Genomic DNA, 20,602 nt, shown 5'->3' with positions numbered 1-20,602 from the left:
TCTGTCCCGTCGGTAATTGCGGGTGGAGTGCGCTGTCTCCACGCAGTCAGGCACCAGGCCCTATATCCAATTCCGAGACCTGAGGCGGCTTTTATCGCAGGGGTCCCTGTGTCGCAAGGGGGCGCGCGCCGGGTGCGCCCCGCGACGCGCTGCCGGGCGCAGAAGGCCCGGCACCCGACCCGCGAAGGTGCCGCCGCGTGCGGCTTGCCCTCCCCGCTTTGAAACCGGATCCCGATCCGCTGAACTGCAATGGAACGCTCAGTGGCGCCCAAAGGAAAGCTAGACACCTAATATTGAGTAATCTTTCTGACCCCCTGATATTTAGCTGTGACCGTCGAAAGCAGTCGGCGGCAACCGAAATATTGTATATGAAAGGGAACGGCGCATTTTGTCCCGAATATTTCTTCAAGGACATGAGATGGACCAACCCGGCGACGCAGCCCTGCTGGACACTACTTGGATGCCGCCGATCGCCCAGGACGAGCAGGCCGCCTCCTGCCGTGACCTCGGCTATCGCATCGCCGCCTTGCCAGCTGTTGTTCCGGTCAACGGTGTCGCGGCGGAGCGTCGGGCAACGGAGTCCTGTAACGAGGCACTGCGCAACAAGGACATGGAGATTGCGGCGCTCCGGCTGCAGATCCAGCTGCAGCGCGGCGTCTCGATGAAGGAATTCCACGCCCTGCAGTCGCTTCTGAAGCTGGCGAAAGAGGAAACCCAGCTGGCCTATGAGGATGCCGCCCGCGCCAACAACCGCGCCGCCGAGGCCGAATCCTGGCTGAGGCGAATGGAGGACGCGCTGCGCTCGGCTTTCGGCCAGCACGGCGAGGAAAACCGATCGCGCAAGTTCGCGGCTCGGCGAACAGGATCGCCGCCTCTGGCGTCCTAACTTCGGCATCGGACCGCGGGCATCGCCGCCAAGCCATACAAAATGGCTCTGGACGTGCACGTCGTTCTAGCAGCACCGGACGTCCTTAGCCCCCCCTGTAACGGCCGCTCCGGCTCGAAGAACCTCATCGGGCGACGGGCAGACGGATGCCGAGACCGTTATAGATTGTCAGGCAAAGGCTGGAAACCAGCATGCCCGCATGCGTGCGGAGAGAGAGACGGCGTACAAATACAAGGTTTCCCCTCGGCGGTCCGTCTCCGTTTCTGCACTTCCGCCAAACCCGTATGAATCTGCCGAGACAATGCGCGATCTACCCTCGCCCTCGCCATTCGCATGCGCACCATCAGCCGGGCAAAGGGGTAAGCCAAAACCGAACAGAGCTGGCAAGCGATACCGACTACTTCCTTTGCGTAAAAGCGCCCGACCATTTCGGACAAATTAAAGCTCTTACCACTTTGCGCTTACTCATCCTGTATCTTTATCTTTTTTAGGTTACTTTGATTTCTATTTAAGGCAATCGGCCGTTCTTATTGACAACGAACATTGCGCGCTACCGATTTCAGGACCGGGATTGGGCCAGCGCAACCCTTCTCGTATACGCTTAAGCTCGGCCTCAAACTGCACCGTATCTGCGTCTTGAGCTGCGTGGGCGCTCAGCTTGCAAGGCCGAGCTGAATGTCTCTAAACTCATGAACAGCGCGCCACATAAAACCGCGTAAAAGTAAGGTATACTTATTTTCGCCGCCAACAACTTTGGAGTGCTTCCGGCTCAAACAAGACGCCTACCGGTAGATCGCCCCTGCCGCAGGCCTTTCCACGGTCACGGGTCAGCATTCATTGCCAAACGCTCACTGACGCTTATAAAACCAGATGCACGGCTTACTGTGCAGCGTAACTTAACCTTCCGAACAAAAGTCGCCTTGTGATGGCGACGGAAGAACTAAAATGGCAAAGAAAATCTACCAGGCCCCGACCCTTCGCGCTCACGGCTCGATCGAGAAGCTGACCCAGGGCGGCTCCACCGGCAACTCGCTCGATGCGACGTTCCCGACCGGCACCCCCTTCAGCGAGCTTACTTTCTCCTAATTCTACGCGGCGGGCGGCAGGTTTACCTGCCGCCCGTACGACAGCCCGATGAATGTACAAAGCCGATGCGGGACGGTTCTGCTCTCAAACCTCGACAAGGCGCTCGCGCTGCAGCACGCTTGTCACGCCCCGTCAGCTTGCGTAGGCCCGCCGACATTGCACCGCTCGGCCTTCATTCGCACGACTACCGTCGAGGCAAGCGAGTTGATTGTGCAGCGGCATTGATCCGTAGAGCACGCGGCCGGATTTCCTCTCAGCACCGTCAGAACAGCCGGCGCTTACCAGCCGACCGTAAGGGTTAAGCCAAGCAGACGCTGGGGCTGGATATCCCTGCACAGCTTCGACACGCGCTTCCGCTGCCTCTTCGTCTGACGAACTGCACCAAGCGGTCCGATCGTTATCGGCTAGGTGGTGCGACGTATGGCTTATCGTTGCTTCCGATGGACGGATGATACCACTCACTCCGCAACGGTAGCGGCCGAAGTCTTAGCCGTTGGCTTGCTGCCAGATCCCAAGCCCTGAGGCCGCCAAAGGCTAGCCTTGTCGTTTCGATGGCTCGGAGCAACGGCTGCGTCATTCTGCGCACCGCGGATTGGCAGACCGTTCAGTTTACGTGTGACGCGCGATGCAGAAATATGCTGCAAGCGCGACACTTTTCGCAAACCCTCGCCTTACCAAGCGTCACCATGCCAATGTGGCCTGTGAGCTACAGACATTTGCTGGCAAACGGTTGATATAACGCGGTCGCGTTATTGAATTCGAGGGACGTCTATGGATATCAGGTCGCTGGCGCTGCGTGGAGCGGCCTGGGTTGCTGCGGCCAGGATCGCGATAAATTTACTGGGACTCGTCAGCACACTATTTCTGGCCCGGTTGCTCACGCCAGATGATTTCGGCCTTGTCGCCATCGGCACGACAATACTCGCCGTTGTTTCATCGTTTACCGAACTTCCTTTGGGGACGGCGCTCATCCAGCACGACAAACCTGATGAAACGCATTTCAACACCGTCTTCACCCTCAACTTTATTCGTTCGGCGGTGGTCACCGTCGGTGTCGCCGCTGCGGCCTATCCTATCTCCATCTGGTACGGCGATGCGCGCCTGTTCGAGCTGATCATGGCCTTGTCGCTCAGCAGCTTCATCATGTGCCTGAGCAATCCGAAGCGGGTCTTGTTCACGCGCGAACTCAACTGCCACGCCGACTTCGTCCAGGGCATAGCGATGAAGCTGACCGGGTTCGTCGTCGGAATCGTGTTCGCCCTCATCTACAAAAATTACTGGGCGCTCGTCGTCGGTTCACTCGCCGCCCAAGTCTCATTTGTCGTGATCAGCTACATTCAGCTTCCCTATCTTCCCGCCATGACCTTCAGGCGCTCGAGAGAGCTGTTGTCATTCTCAATCTGGCTGTCCTACTCGCAGATCGTGAACACCGTCAGCACGAAGATCGACCAGCTCCTGATCGGCTTTTATCTCGGCAGCGAGAAGCTCGGCATTTATTCGTTCGGCGACAATCTGGCGAACCTGCCGACGCGGGAGCTGACGACGCCGATCTCACAAATGTTGTTCCCGTCCGTCGCGGATGAACAGTGATCACCAACGCCTCCGATCCCCCTATCAGCTCGCCCAATCGAGCCTGTCCATGGTGGCGTTCCCGATTGGGATCGGGTTCGCGATCATTGCCCATCCTTTTATCCTGCTGGCCGTTGGCGAGAAGTGGCTGGGGGCTGAGCTGGTCATCCAGGTGGTGTCGGCGACGGTGGCCCTTCAGACGATCGGCAGCCCCATCCAACCGACGGCAATGGCCTTGGGAAAAACCAAAGCCTTGTTCAAGCGCGATGCCATCATCCTGTGCGCCCGCGTTCCGATATCCTTCCTGGGCCTCATCCTCGGCGGTCTACCCGGCATACTGATCGCGCGGGCGGTAACCACGACGATCGGCACTCTGATCGAGATGGCCCTGGTCAGCAGGCTTCTGGATCTCAAGATCGCGGACCAGTTGACGGCAAACCGAAGGAACTTCATCGCCACCGCCTGCATGGTCGTGACCGGGGTCACCTTCCAGATGCTGGTCGGATCGGAGGGACAGGTCATCGGCCTGCCCCTGACGATCATCGGAACCGTGGCTATATCGGGCGTCGTCTACCTCGCAACCTTGCTTCTGGCCTGGCGACTGGAGTCCTATCCGCGAGGACCCGAGCAGGAAATTATGGGCCTTTTTCGCAAGTTACGGGTGCTCCGCTTGAGGCGGGCCTGAACTGCGAGGTGGCAGGATGCCGGACACGCTGGAAACGGATTAAGCTGAGACCGTGAACTGGTATTGCCAGATGTTCAGACCGTAACGCACTACGCGTCGAAGAACCCTTGCTGGCATCGAGATCTTTGTAGGATCGCTGCATTCCCCGATCGTCGCAAGGCTCTCGCCCGACGCGGATTATGACACTAGATCAACGGCTTGGATATAGGCTGGTGCGGGTGGAGGGACTCGAACCCCCACGCTTTTGGCGCTAGAACCTAAATCTAGTGCGTCTACCAATTCCGCCACACCCGCACGGTGCGCCAGGCCGATCGCTCGGCAGGCACGGCTGCATAACACCAGTCCGGCAGGCGTCAAAGGGCAAATGCGCAGACGTGCAAGGCGAGGACCTCGAGCCGACATAAATCGTTCGGCCGCGCACCCGCGGCCCAGCGATGAGCATCTCGGAGGTCCTCCTCTGCCAGTCCAGGGCCTTAGCCCGCGCCCGTGCTGGGATCCGTTCGATACCATCCAACCTTACCGCGTCCGCTCGAACGAAGACATGTTGAGATTGCGTTAACGCGGGGCCGTTGTCTTCGGCAGGACGATGAGAGGCAGACGGCCGAAAACCCACTTTTCCAGGCATTCCGCTAGATTTGCTGCAATGCACAACCCGCAGATCAGCTATGCAAACTGCGATCTGGTACGCGGCCAGCCATGCAGCTACATCTAGCCCATCGAAACGGACGGACTGATAACTACCGTTTCAATCGATTAGAACCCGAAGTGAGAGCCATGAACAACATCGTCCGCAGCTACAACAACTGGCGCCGTTACCGCGAGACCTGCGGTGAGCTGAACCGCCTGTCGCAGCGCGAGCTTTCCGACCTCGGCATCTCCCGCGCCGACATTCCTTCGATCGCCCGCCAGGCGGTCCGCTAAACCCAGAGTTTCGCGAGGGCGCACTCCTCCTCCCAGCGCCCGAGCGGATTGAAGCCTGCGAATCCTCCTCCCATCGCAGGTTTGAAAACGACACCCACCGGTTCCTCCCCCGGTGGGTGTTGTCGTTTCTGGGGTCCGCTTTCCCCGCCGCTGCCCGCCGCTTTCCCCGCCGCCGGCCCGGTGCTAAAGTCTTCTCATGCAAAACAAACCTCTCCATGTCGTCGGCGGCGGGCTTGCCGGCTCGGAAGCCGCTTGGCAGATCGCTGAAAGCGGTGTTCCCGTCATCCTGCACGAGATGCGGCCGGTGCGCGGCACCGAGGCGCACAAGACGGAGCAGCTGGCCGAACTCGTCTGTTCCAATTCCTTCCGGTCGGACGACGCCGAGACCAATGCGGTCGGCATCCTGCACGCCGAGATGCGGCTGGCGGGATCGCTGATCATGCGCTGCGCCGATGCCAACCAGGTGCCTGCCGGCGGCGCGCTAGCGGTCGACCGCGATGGATTCGCCGAAGCGGTATCAGCCGCGATCGCAGCGCATCCGCTGATCACACTGCAGCGCGAGGAAGTGTCGGGCCTGCCGCCTGCCGAGTGGGGCTCGACGATCATTGCCACCGGGCCGCTGACGGCGCCCGCGCTAGCCGATGCAATCCGCGCCGAGACCGGCGAAGACGCCCTCGCCTTCTTTGATGCCATCGCGCCGATCGTGCATTTCGAATCGATCGACATGGACAAGGCCTGGTTTCAGTCGCGCTACGACAAGGTCGGGCCGGGCGGCAACGGCAAGGACTACATCAACTGTCCCCTCGACAAGGAGCAGTACCTCGCCTTCATCGAGGCGCTGTGTGCCGCCGACAAGACGCTGTTCAAGGACTGGGAAGGCACGCCCTATTTCGACGGCTGCTTGCCGATCGAGGTGATGGCCGAGCGCGGCGCGGAAACGCTGCGGCATGGGCCAATGAAGCCGATGGGCCTCACCAACGCCCACCAGCCCGACATCAAGGCCTATGCCGTCGTCCAGCTGCGACAGGACAATGCGCTGGGCACGCTCTACAACATGGTCGGATTTCAGACCAAGCTGCGCTACGGCGACCAGGCCGGTCTCTTCCGTAGCATTCCCGGCCTCGAGAACGCCGAGTTCGCGCGACTCGGCGGCCTCCACCGCAACACCTATCTTGATTCGCCGCGCTTGCTCGACACGGCGCTGCGGCTGAAGTCGCGGCCGGACCTGCGGTTTGCCGGCCAGATTACCGGCTGCGAGGGCTATGTCGAATCGGCCTCCATCGGCCTCCTCGCCGGGCGCTTTGCCGCGGCCGAAGCGCTCGGACGGGATCTTGCGCCGCCGCCGGCGACGACGGCCATGGGCGCGATCCTGTCGCACATCACCGGCGGACATCTCTCGGCCGTCGAGGAGAGCGGCAAGCGCTCCTTCCAGCCGATGAACGTCAATTTCGGCCTGTTCCCACCGGTGGAAGTGTCGAAGCTGCCACGCGTCGACGGCAAGCGCGTTCGCGGCAAGGAAAAGACCAACCACCGCCGCCGGGCGATGTCCGTCCGCGCGCTGGCCGACTGCCGCGCCTGGCTGGGTCTGCCAGCCTTGGCGCCCGTTCAGCCGGCGGCAGAGGTGGCCCCGGACGCGGTCTCAGTCGCGGCGGAGTGAGGGCCAGTCGGCACGGCGCAAGAGAAGCGTCACCGTCAGCTGCGTCGGCAGGCCCGTCGTCCCGTCGAGCATGGCGTAGCTGATCCGGGCGCGAATTTTCCGGCCGGTCTCAGAGGTCAGATCGGCGACGACCGCGGCAAGGTTTGCCGCGGGCGTCGGCGATCGATCTCCGTCCATCGCTCTGATAGCCGGAGCAAGCGAGAACCTGTCGGTTTCCCGCCGCGTGCTCAGCACGAGGTTGCCGCCATCGAGCGTCGCGAGCATTGGATCCGGCGTCAGGCTTGGCGCCGTTCCGCTGACGGGATAGATGATCTGCTCGGGGAGCGCCGTATCGAAGCCGTCCAGCGCAAAGGCGGCGGGACGCAGGGCGGAGAAGGTCCGGGGGACCGGCGCATCGGCCGCCTCGCCCGCCACCTGCCCGTAGCCGATGCCAAGCCGTGTCATCAGCACCTGCGCGAGCGTATCTGGCGCTTCGCTTTCCAGCGCTGCCATTTCCGTGCGCAACGGTTCGGGCAACAGCGGTAGGATGCGGGGGATCTCTCCGACCTCGCCGAGGGCGTAGAGGCGCGAGCGCAACGCCTCCGATTGCGATGGGCCAAGCGACTCCGGCGCACCCGGCCCCAGCAGCGAGGCTGCGATAAGCCCGGCCTGGCTCCGCCCGACCGTCGCTCCGGCACCCCACGGCCCCGCAGCCGAGAGCGCCAACAGGAGAAGCGGCAGCCCGCACATTAGGCGGATATCGCCCCGCAGGCGCGGCACCGCCTGCAAGGCCACGATCAGCACCGCCGCAAGGGTCGCCAGGCTGAGATAGTAGCGTTCGAGCGTGATACCCTCGGCGGCGATGCGCACGCCGGCGGCGTAGGTGAGAAGGCCCAGCGGCACCACAAGCATCCACGCCCAGATCCGGCCGAACAGCCGGGTACTCTGCGCGCCGGTCTCGGCAAAGGGATCCACCACCACCCGGATCGACAGCACCAGCAGCGCATAGAAGCTGACGATCCAGCCGATCTCGTTCTTCGGCACGGCGCCGAGGAGGACCTTGGCGGCATAAAGATGCAGCACGACGGCTGTCACGAGGGCGAGCGGCGTCGCAACCCAGTCGAACAGGAAGCGCACGCCTTGCGCCAGACGGTCGTCGGCCGCCGAGGTCGTCTCCTCGAACTCGGTCGGGATGCGGCCGAGCGCAAAGAGCGGGCCGACCAGTGTCAGCGCGGTCGCATAGATATGGCCGTAGGCGTCACTGCTGAGCCCGATCTCGAAGAGATAGCGGACCATTTCGAGGATGGCGGAGACCCCGAGCACGAAGAGCAGCACCGACAGGAAGGCGAGCGTCACGCCGACGACGGTCCAGAGCGTGAATGTCCAGAATTTCGCGTCGTCGGGCCGACCGAGATAGGGCGCCAGCGGAATGGCGAGTGTCAGGGCGGTCAGCACCGGCGGCGCGAGCAGCCAGAGCTGGCCGGTTGCGGCGATGCTAAGGCCCGCTGCGGCTGCGGCCACCAGTGGCAGCAGCGTTTGAGAGCGGTGGCCCATCGCCCGCGCTTCGGTGAACAGGCGGGTGCCGACGGCGATCGCCGCCGCCGCATGCAGCGCCAGCACCAGCCGGATCATCTGCTCCTCCGGGAGAAGATCGATCCCGGCCAGGGACGCGTTGGCCAGCACCGACACCGTGAGGATCGCGAGTGCGGCGACCGGAAACCGTCCGGTCGCCAGTCCCGCGCCCCGCGCCAGCTGGCGCGCAAACCGCGTGATGCTGCTCATGCGTGTCGGGGCCATCGCTTTCTCCATGGTCGGCGGAAGACAGGCCGGGCTGCCGCAGGGGTCGGCAACGGAGGGCTCACCGGAGGGCCCGGCGTCCGATCGCCCCACAACGGACGTTTCGTCGTTGGGAGTCCAGCGGACAGGACCATGGCTGGGTATTCAGCGGGTAGTCAGGCAACAATGGACGACACCATTACCAGCGCGGGAAGAAGCGTGCTCGCGGCAGCAGACGGCGCTCGCTAACGCCGCATGGCGCGCCAGTAGAGGAAGGACCGGCGGAGGGGACCGATACGGGACGGCGTTTCGATCTCGGCGGAGCCGCGGGCGGCGATACGGTCGAGATACACAGCGGTCATTTCGGCCGGCAGAAAAGCCGCTCGCACGCTGGCCGGCAACCGGTCGCGCTGATGACGGTATCGTCCGAAATGGTCGCGGCCGAGCGCCAGCATGGCGGTGACGGCCCGCAGCGTCGGCTCGGCCGCCCCCGACAGCAGGTCGTCGGCCGACGTTCCAGCTGCCGCCAGCAAGTCGGCGGGGAAGAACACCTGGCGGCGTGCCCGGTGGATCGGCAGCAGGCGTACGGCGCCGACGGCGGCCTGCGCGACGCCGGCATGGCCAGCCGCATCAGTCACTTCCGCGGCTTCCCTGCCAGCCAGAATCATGGCGGCGAGGACGATGATGGCGGAGGCGGTTTCCCCGGCATAGCCTTCGAAGGCTTGCCGGTCCGGCATCGCGTCATCGTAGAGGTCGAAGATGCGCGCCTCGAGATAACGCTCGAAGGCATCGATCGGCAGCTCGAAGCGCTTGATGGTATCGAGCAGCGCCTCCGCCACCGGGTTGCCTTGCCCGCCCTCGCCGTCCGGACCCGCTTCGATCCGGTCGCGCCACCACTGCAACCGGATTTCGCCGGGCAGCGGCTGGCTGATCTGCTCGCGCACCCGTGCGGTCTCGATGTTGAAGGCGTAGAGGGCGAGAAGATGCTCGCGTCTGTCGAGGGGCGCGAAAAGGACCGAGACCGCGCGGTCGGGATCCTGCGCCTCTACCAGCCGTGCGCACTCGGCATAGGCATCGGCAAGCGCTGCTGGGGTCATCGGCGGGCGTCCGGACGATCCACCACGTCAGTCCACCGCCACGAGGGCCGCTGCGACGGGGCGGCCTTCGGCGAGCATGACGTTGAAGGTGCGCACGGCTGCTCCCGTCGACATCGGGTCGCAGGAGATGCCGGCCTTGCGAAAGCGCTCGGCCAGCGCTGGCGGCAGGCGCCGGATGTCCGGCCCGGTGCCGAACAGCACGAAGCGGATCTCGTCCGACTCTTCGAAGACCTTCAAGAGGCGCTCGCCGGTGAAAGGCTGCTCGATCGTCGCTTCCCAGCCGTAGATGCCGGAAGGCAAGCAGAGGATCGAGCCGCGGTGGGACATGGCGGCAAAGCGAAAGCCGCCATTGCCATAGGCCTCGATTGGCGCCCTGCCTGGGAAGTGCGCCTTGCGAAACTCGATGCCCTCAGCCATTCGCCTATCCCTTGGCGCCGCCCGAAAGCTGCGCGTGCCGACCGGATCCGTCCGGCCGACGATGGTCTCGCTCCCTTGGGAGGCTGTCTTACTTCGCGTTGGCGGCCGTCGGCTCGCCCTTGACGCGCACTTCGGTGACCGTGCCTTGGAGGACGCGGATCTTCACCTGCTCGGCGATCTGCACTTCGAGCTCTCCATTGTCGAGCACCTTGATGACCTTGCCGATGATGCCGCCGCCGGTGACGATGGTATCGCCGCGGCGGATGTTCTTCAGCATTTCCTCGCGGCGCTTCAGCTGCGTGCGCTGCGGGCGGATGATCAGGAAGTACATGATCGCGAAGACCGCGACGAAGGGCAGGATGCTGATCAGCAGTTCGCTGGTGCCTCCGCCAGTGGAAGGAACAACGCCCTGGGCGAAGGCTTCGGTCACGAACATCGACTACTCCTGGAGATACATGGCGAGGAAAACGACCGCGTCATCCTTTACGTCCCGCGCGGAATATACGATCGGTCCCCCCGAATGCAACCGCTGCCGGCCCGCAAGGCGCGGCCGCACACCGGTTTGATGAGGGAACGGCGCATGGACAAGAACCCGGACGATCTGATGTCCGTGCTGCAGCGGATCGCGGCAAGCCTCGAGCGGCTGGCCCCGATGAAACCCGAAGCGCCCGATTTCACCACCAGCGACTGCTTCGTCTACGAACCGCCGGCAGCGCTGCTGCCCGTGACGCGGGTCAACCGGGTCGCCATCGACCTCCTGCGTGGCATCGACCGCTCGAAGGATATCCTCACCGAGAACACGCTACGCTTCGCCAAGGGCCTGCCGGCCAACAACGCCCTCCTCTGGGGCGCGCGCGGCATGGGCAAGTCCTCGCTCGTCAAGGCGGCGCATGCCGCCGTCAACGCCGAGATAGGCGGCACCCGGCCGCCGCTGAAGCTGATCGAGAGCCACCGCGAGGACATCGAGCACCTGCCGCATCTCATGGGCTTCCTGCGCGCCGCTCCGTTCTCCTTCCTCCTGTTCTGCGACGACCTCTCGTTCGACCAGGGCGACGCCTCCTACAAGTCGTTGAAAGCCGCGCTCGACGGCGGCGTCGAGGGACGGCCGGACAACGTGCTGTTCTATGCGACGTCGAACCGCCGGCATCTCCTGCCCCGCGACATGATCGAGAACGAGAGCGCGACGGCGATCAATCCCGGCGAGGCGGTGGAGGAGAAAGTCTCCCTGTCCGACCGTTTCGGGCTGTGGCTCGGCTTCCACAAATGCAGCCAGGACGACTATCTCGCGATGGTCGACGGCTATGTCAGCGCCTACGGCATCATCGCCGACCCCGCCGAGACACGGCATGCCGCGCTGGAATGGGCGACGACCCGCGGCGCCCGCTCGGGCCGCGTCGCTTTTCAGTTCATCCAGGACCTCGCCGGACGCCTCGGTCAGCCGCTGGCATCCTAGCGCCGCCTCCGCAATCTCTCTCAACCGGCAAAAGGCCTGCTCCGGGCCCGCGGACGCGACCATCGCGCGCGGGTCCGGTCAAGAGGGCTCTGGCGAAGAGCCTGGCTTTCGCGCCATGGTGCTGTCCAGCCCTGGAAACACCCACAGCGTGCGGCGATCGCCCGTCCGGTGGATCCGCCGGATACGCTCAGCCAAGCCGCATGAAAGCGGGCATCCGGTTTCCAGGCCGTTCGCTCCGACCTACCCTTTCCCTCCCGCCAGATGGTCGTCTTCATGCGAAAAGCAGTCTCCCTCCCCGTGGCTGCGTTTCTGCTGTCGATCCCGGCGGGGTGCCTTGCCCCCGCGCAGAAGTGCGCCGATGCCGTTTACCCGCGTTCGGGAACGGTGCACCGCGTCTGTGCCGATGGAAGCCGATACCACGTCGAAGAGATCACCCGGCCGCGCGGCCGCAGCCAGGAAACGCAGGTGGCACGCTCGGTGGAGTATGTCCGCCGCGCCGAGCGAATGTAACGGCTACTCGATCGGCCTCGGGAAGCCGTTGATCATCGTGATAGACTTTTCGAGTTCCACGCCGAAAACCGCGCGCTGGGTGCTGGTATCGAAGATCTCGACACCCTCCGCCGTCGCCTCGATCGAGAGCCGCTGGCCGTCGCAGATGACGATGTCGGTGAGGCTCTGGTACTCCTGCGGGTCGATACTGAGATCGCGGCATTCCGCGAACCTGTCGACGGACATGACGCCGTCGGAACCGGTGATGACGACGCTCGCGCTGTTTTTCGCCCTTGAGAAGGAATACTCCAGACGAACCGTCGCGCTTCCGCTCTTTTCGACCGGCCGCTCGACGCAGTTCGCCTTGCGCGACAGCTCGGAGAGGCTTCTAGCGGGATCGCAGGGCACGGCGATCGCGGCCTGGGCAGCAAGGTACAGTTCCAGCAACATCTCGGCCTCCCCCAAGGTGACGAGAGGAAGGAGGAAGCCTCCCTCCTCTCTTTCGGCTTAACGCACGCGTGCACTGCAGGTTTGCGGGTCAAGGCTGTAGTGTTCTTCCTCGACGACGCGGCGCACCTTTTCGTAAACAGCTGCATGGCGCTCGTTCCGCACAATACCGCCGTTGACCATCTCACCCGTCCAGGAACGGCGTTCGCCCCGGATCAGACGTCCCCTTGTGTTGACTTCGACCGTCCGCGGAACGTACTCGACCGACCAGCAGCTGTCTCGATTCGGTACTTCCGTGTACTTCCTGAATTCGGCCAAGGCGGACGTCGAAAAGACCGCTGAGATCATAAGGCCGATAACAATCACCCTGACTTTCATTTCTACTCTCCCTCAACATCCATTCAGTGAGCGAATGGTCCTTTATATATCGGGAGATCGACTTACATTGTAAATAGAAAAGCTCCTATACGTCATACTGTGCATCTATATTGTATTCGCAATTATGCATGTAAGACTTAATGAAAACTCGTCAGTAAGCTAACGCTAAATGCAGTGACTTAGTGTCCAGCTTACCTGACGGTCGTATCGGCGATGGGCAAGGTCAAAGGCGAGCAAACCGTTGCGGGAGCGGACGAGCAGGCCGGCAGCGGTTCGGCAAATCCAACGGCGGGACGCCGAGACCCTCACTTGTCCCATGAACACAAAAAGCCCGGCGACCTTGCGGTGCCGGGCTTTTGATAGGCGTCGAGGTTGATCCTACTGCAGGTACTTCGACGGGTCGACCGGGGCGGAGTCCTTGCGGACCTCGAAGTGGACCATCGGCGTATCGGTATCGCCGCTGACGCCGGCGGTGGCGATCTCCTGGCCGCGGCGGACGGTGGCGCCGCGCTTCACCTTCAGCTCGTCGGCATGGCCGTAGACGGTGACGAGGCCGTTGTCGTGCTTGACGAGGACGGTGTTGCCGAACTCCTTCAGGCCGTCACCGGCATAGATCACGACGCCGTTCTCGGCGGCCTTCACCGGCGTGCCACGCGGCACCGAGATGTCGAGGCCGTCGCTCCGCTTGGCTCCCGACTTCTCGCCGTAGCGCTTGACGACGCGGCCCTGGACGGGCCAGCGGAACTGGTCGATGCCGGTCCCGGCAGGCGCGGCGGTCGCGACCTCGTTCTCGGTCTCGTCAGAGACGGTGCTGGTCGGCGCCGCCTTGACGACGGGCTCGGCCTTAATCGGCTCGGCCTTCACCGTTTCAGTGACAGGGGCCGCGGCGGCGGGCTTCTCGACCTTCGCGGCGGCGACGAGCTTCGGCGCCTCGTAGGGCTTCGGCTGGGCGGCCGCCACCGGCTGGGCCGGCTGCACCGGCGCCAAGGCCGGGGCAGTCTTCGGCTCGGCACTGGCGACACGCTTGGGGACAGTCGTTCCAGCGGGCAGCTTCAAGGTCTGGCCGATGCGGATATTGTCGTCGGACAGGCCGTTGGCGGCACGCAGTTCGGCCACCGGGACGCCGGTGCGGCGCGAGATGCCCATCAGCGAGTCGCCGGACTCGACGACGATGCCGGACCCGCGAGACGCGCTCTTTTCGGGAACGCGCAGCGGCTGCGGCGCCGAGCCGAGCGCCGGCGTCTCCGGGTTCGACGAGGCCGCGGCGGTGCGTATGCCGGTCTGGCCGTAAGAATAGGTCGGGATGGCGATCTGCTGGCCCGGACGCACGTCGCTGGCGCTCTTCAGGCCATTGGCCGCCATGATCGCCTTGGCGGGCACGCCGTAGCGGTTGGACAGCGTATCGACGGTGTCGGTGCTGCCGACGGTCACGGTGTTGCCGGTGTTCTGCCAGCCTGCCTTGCCGGTTGCTGCGGCGCGTGCCGGTGCAGGAGCTGCGGCGGGCTGGTAGGTCGGCTGCTGGCGCATGGGCTCGGACGCCGGCGGGTCGTAGCGCGGCGCGTCGTTCATGGCGGGCGAGCCGGAGGGCGGCGCGAGGGTGCTGCGCTCGACGGCGGCGGTCCGGGTGGTTGCGCCGTACTGCCCGCTGCCGGGTGTCTGGGCGGAATAGAGCGGCGCGACCTGCTGGCGGTTGCCGCCGGCATTGCTGGCGTAGCCGCCCTGCCGGACCGATCCGGTGTTCACCCCATCGAGGTCGCCGGGATAGGCTTGGCCGCCGACATTGCCGCGCGGTACCGGCTTCTGCGGCACGGCGCCGGTGTAGAAGCCGTCGTCGAAGCGGGCGACATCGGAACTGCACCCCGCCACCAGCGTCGCCAAAGCCAACACCGCGACGGAGCCGGCAAGCCGCAGTCGATCAAAATTCAGCACACCAACACGCATCGATGACCCCATGCCCACGCAATCTCATTGGGATCATTCAACACTGTTAATCTTACTGCCCCGTTAAACAGCGGGGTATCGTCGACATTTCTTGTTATTCATATCTGCGGATTTTCACAGTCCGGAGAGGACGGCGCAAGACGCTGTCACTTTGCCGTCGCTTCGATCAGCCCGGGAAGTTCAGCGAGGAATGCCTCTCGCGCCCGGTTGCCCGCGGGACCCTCTTCCTTCCTGTCGTCCTGGATCAGACGGGCGAAGACCAGGGTCCGCTCTCCCTTCACCGCCCAGCCGACGAACCAGCCATAGGCGCGCGCCTCGTTGAAGCTGCCATCGGCATTGCGGGGGTAGGCCATGCCGGTCTTGCCATGCGCCTGCCAGCCGTCGCCGATGGGGCGCTGCTCGACCACGGCGTCGACGAGATCGAAGGCCGCGGGTGCGACCTTCAGCTGCCGCCGCACGAGCTTCGAGAGAAACGCCACTTGCTCCCCCGGCGAGATCTTCAGCGAGGAGATGATCCAAGCCCGCTCCAGGCCATTGTCCTTGCCAGGATCGCCGGAGAAGTCGGCATTGCCGTAGTCTAAATCCTTGGCGTAGCGGGTCAGCGTTTCCGCCCCCAGCGCCTTGGTGATCTGTTGGGAATACCAGACCACGGAGTATTTCATCCAGCGGGTCGGGTCGGTGTCCGCAGTCCAGTTGGCACCGCCCCAGTCGGGATAGCCTTTCTTGAATGGCAGGCTCGGCGCATGGGCGTCTTTCAGGAACCCGGCGTCCGATCCCATCAGCGCCAGCGGGATCTTGAAGGTCGAGGCGGGCGTGACCTGCGTCTTGCAGTCGCCCTCCTCCGACAGGACCTTGTCGTCGGCAGCATCGGCAAGAATCGTGCAGATCGTGCGGGCCTCGGCGGCCATCGGCGCGGCGAGGAAGAGGCACGTCACGGCAAAGCGAATCGGGATCATGTCGGCGGCTCCTGGGTGGACGATACGCCCTCGATAGGACCCCCAAGCGTTAACAGCTCATGAAGATGGCCGGTCGCCCTCTTCCCAGGGTCACGTCTCGCCAGGCGGCAACGCAGCCGTCGCCATCGGCAAAACGGACGGCGCGCCGGCGCTCGCTACAGCATCTTCGCCGTGCCGGCGGCGAGCGGCTGGTAGTAGACCTGGCGCAGATCCTCGCGCTCCAGCCGGCTACCGACCTTCTGCAGGCGAACGAGGGTCTGCGCGCCGAGCCCCGGGCCGATGGCACAGACGATCTGACCATGCTGGGCCAGCTGCTCGAGGAAGGTGCGCGGCAGCGTCTCGAAAGCGGCGTGGACGATGATCCGGTCGTAGGGCGCGGCATCGGGGTATCCCTCGCGCCCATCCTCGTGGATCAGCGAGACATTGGTGATGCCGCAGGCTTTCAGCCGCTCGTCCGCCGTCTTCAGGAGCGAGCGGTAGCGATCGAGCGAGACGACGCGGGCCCCGAGCCGGGCGAGCAGCGCCGTGACGTAACCGCTGCCGGTGCCGATCTCGAGAACGCGGTTGCTCGGCTCGACGCCCAGCGCATGCACCAGCGCCACCGCCGACGAAGCACCGGGCATCGTCTCGCCGCAGTCGATCGGCAGCGCCGAATCGCCATAGGCCTCCTCGATGCCGTTGCGCAGGAACAGCCGCCGCGGCACCGCCTCCACCGCCTCGGTCAGGCGCGTGCCCGCCATGTGCGCCGAGCGCAGCTTCAACAGGAAGGCCGCGAGTTCCTCGCGGTCCGGGCCGGTCACGCTCATGCTCATGGGAGAAAATCCGTTCGGGTCTGGGGCGCTTGGCGGTCCCGCGTCATGCGAACAGCGATTGCAGCTTCTCGCGAAGAGCGTGATCGGTGAGGTCGAGCATCAGCGGCGTCACCGAAATCCGGCCAGCCGAAAGCGCGGCGATATCGGACTGCGCCATTTCCGCACCGGCCTGTCGCCCGAACTTCAGCCAGAAGTAGGGAAAACCGCGGCCATCGCGGCGCTCCTCGAAGCCGAGATTGTAGTCGAGCTTGCCCTGGCGGGTCATCTCAGTGCCGGTCACCGCGTCGGCCGCGACGGCGGGGAAGTTGATGTTGAACAGGACGCCTTTCGGGAAGTCGATGCCGGCGAGCTTGGCGAGCACGGCCGGGGCGTGCGTCTCCGCTGTCTCCCAGGGCGTCGCCCGGTCCGGCCCGTGCGCCTGGCTGAGCGCGATCGACCGGAAGCCGAGCATAGTGCCTTCGATGGCGCCGGCGACCGTGCCGGAATAGGTGACGTCGTCGCAGACGTTCTGCCCGGCATTGACGCCGGAGAGCACGAGGTCCGGCGGCCCCGGCAGCACGTGCTTGACGCCCATGATGACGCAATCGGTGGGCGTTCCCGACAGCGCGAAGCGTTTCTCGGCAATCTTGCGCAGCCGCAGCGGCGAAGAGAGCGTCAGCGAGTGCGCGAGGCCGCTCTGGTCGGTCTCGGGCGCCACCACCCAGACGTCGTCCGAGATCGTCGCGGCGATCCGCTCGAGCACGGCCAGGCCCTCGGCATGGATGCCGTCGTCATTGGTGATGAGGATGCGCATCAGGCGGCCTTCTCGATTTTCTCCAGCCCGCCCATATACGGCTTCAGCGCATCGGGCACGGTGATGCTGCCATCGGCGTTCTGGTAGTTCTCGAGAATGGCGATCAGGCAGCGGCCGACGGCAACGCCCGAGCCGTTCAGCGTATGGACGAAGCGCGTCTGCTTCTCGCCGGCGGCCTTGTAACGCGCGTTCATGCGCCGCCCCTGGAAGTCGCCGCAGACCGAGCAGGACGAGATCTCGCGGTAGGCGTTCTGGCCGGGCAGCCAGACCTCGATGTCGTAGGTCTTGCGGGCCCCGAAGCCCATGTCGCCCGTGCACAGCACCATGGTCCGGAACGGCAGGCCGAGGCGCTTCAGCACCTCCTCGGCGCAGGCGGTCATCCGCTCGTGCTCGTCGAGCGAGGTCTCTTCGGCCGTGATCGACACCATCTCGACCTTATAGAACTGGTGCTGGCGCAGCATGCCGCGCGTATCGCGCCCGGCCGATCCCGCTTCCGAGCGGAAGCAAGGCGTCAGCGCGGTATAGCGCAGCGGCAAGACGGCGGCGTCGACGATCATCTCGCGCACGAGGTTGGTGAGCGGCACCTCGGACGTCGGGATGAGGTAGTGGTCGCCGGTGGTCTTGAAGAGATCTTCCTCGAACTTCGGCAACTGGTTCGTCCCGAACAGGGCGTCGGCCTTCACGAGGATCGGCGCCACGACCTCCTGATAGCCATGCTCGGAAGTGTGGAGGTCGAGCATGAACTGGCCGAGGGCCCGCTCCAGCCGGGCGAGTCCGCCCTTGAGGATGGTAAAACGCGAGCCGGAGATCTTCGCCGCCTGGTCGAAGTCCATCAGGCCCAACGCCTCGCCGAGCTCGAAATGCTCCCTCGGTGCGAAGCCGAGTTCCGGCGGCGTGCCATGGCGGCGCACCTCGACATTGCCGCTTTCGTCGGTGCCGAAGGGCACGTCGGCATGGGGAATGTTCGGCAAGCGGGCGAGCATGTCGCCGAGCGTCGCGTCGATTTGGCGCTCGGTCTCCTCGCCCTCCTGGATCGCGGCCTTGATCTCGGCGACTTCGGCGATGACAGCCTCGGCCCGGGCATTGTCGCCGGAACCCTTAGCCTTGCCGATTTCCTTCGAGGCGTCGTTGCGGCGGGTCTGCAGCTCTTGCAGCCGCGTCACATGACCCCGCCGCTCTTCGTCGAGGCGCAGGATCTCGGCGGCGACCGGGGACGCCGAACGCGCCTTCAGGGCCTCGTCAAGCGATTCCGGATTCTCGCGTATCCATTTGATATCGAGCATGTTTCCCCTCGTCTCCAATCAGCGGAAGACGGGGCCGGACCGGCCTAGACCGGGTCGCTCGTCGCGTCGCTCTCGCTGACCTCTTCGGCCCGTTTGCGTTCGATCATCCGCGCCGCGATGATCGAAATCTCGTAGAGAAGGATGGTGGGGATCGCAAGGCCGATCTGCGACATCGGGTCCGGCGGCGTAAGGATCGCAGCCGCGATGAAGGCGAGCACGATCGCCCATTTGCGCTTGGAGATCAGGCCCTCGGCGGTGACCATGCCGGCCCGCACCAGGAGCGAGGTCACCACCGGCAGCTGGAACACCATGCCGAAGGCGAAGATCAGCCCCATGATCAGCGAAAGGTATTCTGAGACACGCGGCAGGAGCTGGATCGCCGCCTGCCCCGGCACGTCGCCAGACTGCTGCATCGAGAGGAAGAACCACATCACCATCGGGGTGAAGAAGAAGTAGACGAGCGAGGCGCCGAGCAGGAAGAGCAGCGGCGTGGCGACGAGGAACGGCACGAAGGCGGCGCGCTCCTTCTTATAGAGGCCGGGCGCCACGAACTTGTAGATCTGGATGGCGATGATCGGGAAGGCGAGGAAGAAGCCGCCGAAAGCCGCGATCTTCACCTGGGTGAAGAAGAATTCCTGCGGCGCGGTGTAGATCAGCTCGACCTTGTCGTCGTTGATCCCAGCCCAGTGAACGGCCGTCTGGTACGGAATGACCAGGAGGTTGAAGAGTTCGCGCGCGAAGAAGAAACAGATGAGGAAGGCGACGAAAAACCCGGCGAGCGCCCAGATCAGACGGGTGCGAAGCTCAACCAGATGCTCGATCAGCGGGGCCGAGGAGGCTTCGATTTCAGCGGTATCGCGGCTCAATGACTGTCTCCGCTGGCATCCTTGCCATTCAGGGGGGCGCCGCCATTGGGTCTCGCGGCTGCACGGTCTAGCGGAACGGCCGGGAGGGTGATGTCGGCCGGCGGCACCGGCAGGCTGTCGGGTGCTGCGGGGTTGGCGAGATCGGCGGCCAGCGGCCCCGGTACCGACTTCGGAAGTTCTGCGACCGGCTGCTGGGACGCGACGACTTCCTGCAAAGGGGACGCCGTGGGCTGGACGCTCGCCGACGACGGCAGCGGGTTGGTCGACGGCGATGCGGGACTTGCGAGCGGCTGCATGTCGGCATTGCCGATCACGCTCGGTTCGGCAGGTCTCGCGGGCGCGTCGGCCAAGGGCACTTTCGGCTCGGGCGCCTTGGTCGCCGTCATGAGGCTGGAGCGAATCTCGTCGCCGACCGCGCGGATCGGGTTCATCGCCTTGCGGATGTCCGCGGTCGGGTTCATCGACTTGATGTTGTCGCGGACCTCGTCGAGCTCGGCCTCGCGCAGAGCCTCGTCGAACTGCTTGCGAAAGTCGCCTGCCATTCGCTTCAGCTGGGTCGTGGTCTTGCCGAAAGTGCGCAGCATGCGCGGCAGGTCTTTTGGACCGACGACGACAATCAGCACGACGCCGATGACCAGAAGCTCGGACCAACCAATTTCGAACATTTCGGTGACATTCCGATGGGGCGCTGGAGCAAGGCTAGCCGGACGCACCGGCAGATCACCAAGCGACGGTCACCGCGCCCTGCAGCGGTGATCTCGCCCTGAGACAATCCGACAGGAAAGAACGCGGAGCGCCGTCCCTGCCGGATGATCGATGTTAGAGGCGCGACTTCTCGGTCTCGCGGGTCACGATCTCACCGTCATTGTTGTCGATGGTGCGGCGCTCCTGCGTGGTCGTGGTGGTCGTCGTCTCGTCGTCGCTCATGCCCTTCTTGAAGTTCTTGATGCCCTTGGCGACATCGCCCATCAGTTCGGGGATCTTGCCGCGCCCGAAGAGCAGCAGCACGACTGCCAGAACGATCAGCCAATGCCAGATGCTGAAGCTACCCACTGTCATTCTCCTTGTGCCGCAAGGCACGTGCCCCGCGAGTTGTGCCGCAAGGCACATG

The 20,602-nt window shown here is 64.4% G+C and carries 20 protein-coding genes, 1 tRNA gene and 1 pseudogene; 7 read left to right on the top strand and 15 right to left on the bottom strand.

Going from position 1 to position 20,602, the window contains the following annotated elements; genetic code table 11:
• Positions 1–418 precede the first annotated feature (418 nt).
• The 3 genes and pseudogenes from ACZLZY_RS02695 (at position 419) to ACZLZY_RS02685 (ending at position 4,226) form a co-directional block, all read left to right on the top strand.
• The gene (locus ACZLZY_RS02695) at positions 419–886 is read left to right on the top strand and encodes a hypothetical protein (RefSeq protein ID WP_472931883.1); all 468 of its coding nucleotides are present in this window, start codon (positions 419–421) and stop codon (positions 884–886) included.
• A gap of 945 nt (positions 887–1,831) precedes the next feature.
• The gene (locus ACZLZY_RS02690; protein ID WP_472931882.1) at positions 1,832–1,972 is read left to right on the top strand and encodes a lasso RiPP family leader peptide-containing protein; all 141 of its coding nucleotides are present in this window, start codon (positions 1,832–1,834) and stop codon (positions 1,970–1,972) included.
• A 771-nt stretch (positions 1,973–2,743) separates the two neighbouring features.
• Positions 2,744–4,226: pseudogene (locus ACZLZY_RS02685) on the top strand (lipopolysaccharide biosynthesis protein).
• Between the two features lie 210 nt (positions 4,227–4,436).
• On the opposite strand, the gene ACZLZY_RS02680 reads toward ACZLZY_RS02685, so the two are convergent.
• Positions 4,437–4,520, bottom strand: a tRNA-Leu gene (locus ACZLZY_RS02680).
• Between the two features lie 480 nt (positions 4,521–5,000).
• On the opposite strand from ACZLZY_RS02680, the gene ACZLZY_RS02675 reads away from it, so the two are divergent.
• Both ACZLZY_RS02675 and trmFO read left to right on the top strand, forming a co-directional pair.
• Positions 5,001–5,147, top strand: coding sequence for a DUF1127 domain-containing protein (locus ACZLZY_RS02675; RefSeq protein ID WP_472931881.1), 147 nt, complete (start codon positions 5,001–5,003; stop codon positions 5,145–5,147).
• Positions 5,148–5,343: 196 nt separating this feature from the next.
• Positions 5,344–6,804, top strand: coding sequence for a methylenetetrahydrofolate--tRNA-(uracil(54)-C(5))-methyltransferase (FADH(2)-oxidizing) TrmFO (gene trmFO, locus ACZLZY_RS02670; RefSeq protein WP_472931880.1), 1,461 nt, complete (start codon positions 5,344–5,346; stop codon positions 6,802–6,804).
• Here the strand turns inward: trmFO and ACZLZY_RS02665 are convergent.
• From ACZLZY_RS02665 to yajC, 4 genes are all read right to left on the bottom strand, one after another.
• A complete protein-coding gene (locus ACZLZY_RS02665) occupies positions 6,787–8,580 on the bottom strand; it encodes a DUF4153 domain-containing protein (protein ID WP_472931879.1) in 1,794 nt (597 codons plus the stop codon). The two genes, trmFO and ACZLZY_RS02665, sit on opposite strands and share 18 nt — an antisense overlap.
• 224 nt (positions 8,581–8,804) lie before the next feature.
• Positions 8,805–9,656 (bottom strand): phytoene/squalene synthase family protein, encoded by an 852-nt coding sequence (locus tag ACZLZY_RS02660; RefSeq protein WP_472931878.1) that lies wholly within the window; start codon positions 9,654–9,656, stop codon positions 8,805–8,807.
• A gap of 27 nt (positions 9,657–9,683) precedes the next feature.
• Positions 9,684–10,073, bottom strand: coding sequence for an Mth938-like domain-containing protein (locus tag ACZLZY_RS02655; protein ID WP_472931877.1), 390 nt, complete (start codon positions 10,071–10,073; stop codon positions 9,684–9,686).
• Between the two features lie 88 nt (positions 10,074–10,161).
• Entirely contained in the window at positions 10,162–10,509 is a 348-nt protein-coding gene (gene yajC, locus ACZLZY_RS02650) for a preprotein translocase subunit YajC (protein ID WP_472931876.1), read from the bottom strand.
• Between the two features lie 144 nt (positions 10,510–10,653).
• Between yajC and ACZLZY_RS02645 the strand changes: the two genes are divergently transcribed.
• Together ACZLZY_RS02645 and ACZLZY_RS02640 are read left to right on the top strand one after the other, a co-directional pair.
• A complete protein-coding gene (locus ACZLZY_RS02645) occupies positions 10,654–11,526 on the top strand; it encodes an ATP-binding protein (RefSeq protein ID WP_472931875.1) in 873 nt (290 codons plus the stop codon).
• A 297-nt stretch (positions 11,527–11,823) separates the two neighbouring features.
• Complete coding sequence (locus ACZLZY_RS02640; protein WP_472931874.1) at positions 11,824–12,036, top strand: hypothetical protein; 213 nt, start codon at positions 11,824–11,826, stop codon at positions 12,034–12,036.
• 3 nt (positions 12,037–12,039) lie between these two features.
• Here ACZLZY_RS02640 and ACZLZY_RS02635 read toward each other — a convergent pair whose 3' ends face one another.
• The 10 genes from ACZLZY_RS02635 to ACZLZY_RS02590 all read right to left on the bottom strand — a co-directional run bounded on the left by ACZLZY_RS02635 (position 12,040) and on the right by ACZLZY_RS02590 (position 20,544).
• Positions 12,040–12,465, bottom strand: coding sequence for a hypothetical protein (locus tag ACZLZY_RS02635; RefSeq protein WP_472931873.1), 426 nt, complete (start codon positions 12,463–12,465; stop codon positions 12,040–12,042).
• A 57-nt stretch (positions 12,466–12,522) separates the two neighbouring features.
• A complete protein-coding gene (locus tag ACZLZY_RS02630; protein WP_472931872.1) occupies positions 12,523–12,840 on the bottom strand; it encodes a hypothetical protein in 318 nt (105 codons plus the stop codon).
• A 378-nt stretch (positions 12,841–13,218) separates the two neighbouring features.
• A complete protein-coding gene (locus ACZLZY_RS02625; RefSeq protein WP_472931871.1) occupies positions 13,219–14,781 on the bottom strand; it encodes a peptidoglycan DD-metalloendopeptidase family protein in 1,563 nt (520 codons plus the stop codon).
• A gap of 146 nt (positions 14,782–14,927) precedes the next feature.
• Positions 14,928–15,737: a class D beta-lactamase gene (gene blaOXA / locus ACZLZY_RS02620; RefSeq protein ID WP_472931870.1), complete on the bottom strand. Its 810-nt coding sequence runs from the start codon at positions 15,735–15,737 to the stop codon at positions 14,928–14,930.
• 155 nt (positions 15,738–15,892) lie between these two features.
• The gene (locus ACZLZY_RS02615; protein WP_472931869.1) at positions 15,893–16,549 is read right to left on the bottom strand and encodes a protein-L-isoaspartate(D-aspartate) O-methyltransferase; all 657 of its coding nucleotides are present in this window, start codon (positions 16,547–16,549) and stop codon (positions 15,893–15,895) included.
• Between the two features lie 43 nt (positions 16,550–16,592).
• Complete coding sequence (surE, locus tag ACZLZY_RS02610) at positions 16,593–17,342, bottom strand: 5'/3'-nucleotidase SurE (RefSeq protein WP_472931868.1); 750 nt, start codon at positions 17,340–17,342, stop codon at positions 16,593–16,595.
• On the bottom strand, positions 17,342–18,625 hold the full coding sequence (serS, locus tag ACZLZY_RS02605; RefSeq protein ID WP_472931867.1) for a serine--tRNA ligase: 1,284 nt from the start codon (positions 18,623–18,625) through the stop codon (positions 17,342–17,344). The genes surE and serS overlap by 1 nt, the downstream gene beginning before the upstream one ends.
• 44 nt (positions 18,626–18,669) lie before the next feature.
• Positions 18,670–19,491 (bottom strand): twin-arginine translocase subunit TatC, encoded by an 822-nt coding sequence (gene tatC, locus ACZLZY_RS02600; RefSeq protein WP_472931866.1) that lies wholly within the window; start codon positions 19,489–19,491, stop codon positions 18,670–18,672.
• On the bottom strand, positions 19,488–20,156 hold the full coding sequence (gene tatB / locus ACZLZY_RS02595) for a Sec-independent protein translocase protein TatB (RefSeq protein ID WP_472931865.1): 669 nt from the start codon (positions 20,154–20,156) through the stop codon (positions 19,488–19,490). The genes tatC and tatB overlap by 4 nt, the downstream gene beginning before the upstream one ends.
• Positions 20,157–20,310: 154 nt before the next feature.
• The gene (locus tag ACZLZY_RS02590) at positions 20,311–20,544 is read right to left on the bottom strand and encodes a twin-arginine translocase TatA/TatE family subunit (RefSeq protein ID WP_472931864.1); all 234 of its coding nucleotides are present in this window, start codon (positions 20,542–20,544) and stop codon (positions 20,311–20,313) included.
• Positions 20,545–20,602: the final 58 nt, after the last annotated feature.

It is taken from the genome of Mesocryomonas lacus (assembly GCF_055730135.2).
The sequence above is the reverse complement of the archived record's forward strand: the minus strand, read 5'-3'. Positions and strand labels throughout refer to the sequence as shown.

What these genes read in the sequence shown, in the direction of transcription:
- trmFO (WP_472931880.1), top strand. Translation starts at nt 5,344, where the DNA reads ATGCAAAACAAACCTCTCCATGTCGTCGGCGGCGGGCTTGCCGGCTCG.
- ACZLZY_RS02645 (WP_472931875.1), top strand. Translation starts at nt 10,654, where the DNA reads ATGGACAAGAACCCGGACGATCTGATGTCCGTGCTGCAGCGGATCGCG.
- ACZLZY_RS02630 (WP_472931872.1), bottom strand. Translation starts at nt 12,840, where the DNA reads ATGAAAGTCAGGGTGATTGTTATCGGCCTTATGATCTCAGCGGTCTTT.
- serS (WP_472931867.1), bottom strand. Translation starts at nt 18,625, where the DNA reads ATGCTCGATATCAAATGGATACGCGAGAATCCGGAATCGCTTGACGAG.
- ACZLZY_RS02625 (WP_472931871.1), bottom strand. Translation starts at nt 14,781, where the DNA reads ATGCGTGTTGGTGTGCTGAATTTTGATCGACTGCGGCTTGCCGGCTCC.
- ACZLZY_RS02665 (WP_472931879.1), bottom strand. Translation starts at nt 8,580, where the DNA reads ATGGCCCCGACACGCATGAGCAGCATCACGCGGTTTGCGCGCCAGCTG.
- ACZLZY_RS02660 (WP_472931878.1), bottom strand. Translation starts at nt 9,656, where the DNA reads ATGACCCCAGCAGCGCTTGCCGATGCCTATGCCGAGTGCGCACGGCTG.
- surE (WP_472931868.1), bottom strand. Translation starts at nt 17,342, where the DNA reads ATGCGCATCCTCATCACCAATGACGACGGCATCCATGCCGAGGGCCTG.
- ACZLZY_RS02695 (WP_472931883.1), top strand. Translation starts at nt 419, where the DNA reads ATGGACCAACCCGGCGACGCAGCCCTGCTGGACACTACTTGGATGCCG.
- ACZLZY_RS02655 (WP_472931877.1), bottom strand. Translation starts at nt 10,073, where the DNA reads ATGGCTGAGGGCATCGAGTTTCGCAAGGCGCACTTCCCAGGCAGGGCG.
- ACZLZY_RS02635 (WP_472931873.1), bottom strand. Translation starts at nt 12,465, where the DNA reads ATGTTGCTGGAACTGTACCTTGCTGCCCAGGCCGCGATCGCCGTGCCC.
- blaOXA (WP_472931870.1), bottom strand. Translation starts at nt 15,737, where the DNA reads ATGATCCCGATTCGCTTTGCCGTGACGTGCCTCTTCCTCGCCGCGCCG.
- tatB (WP_472931865.1), bottom strand. Translation starts at nt 20,156, where the DNA reads ATGTTCGAAATTGGTTGGTCCGAGCTTCTGGTCATCGGCGTCGTGCTG.
- ACZLZY_RS02690 (WP_472931882.1), top strand. Translation starts at nt 1,832, where the DNA reads ATGGCAAAGAAAATCTACCAGGCCCCGACCCTTCGCGCTCACGGCTCG.
- ACZLZY_RS02615 (WP_472931869.1), bottom strand. Translation starts at nt 16,549, where the DNA reads ATGAGCATGAGCGTGACCGGCCCGGACCGCGAGGAACTCGCGGCCTTC.
- yajC (WP_472931876.1), bottom strand. Translation starts at nt 10,509, where the DNA reads ATGTTCGTGACCGAAGCCTTCGCCCAGGGCGTTGTTCCTTCCACTGGC.
- ACZLZY_RS02675 (WP_472931881.1), top strand. Translation starts at nt 5,001, where the DNA reads ATGAACAACATCGTCCGCAGCTACAACAACTGGCGCCGTTACCGCGAG.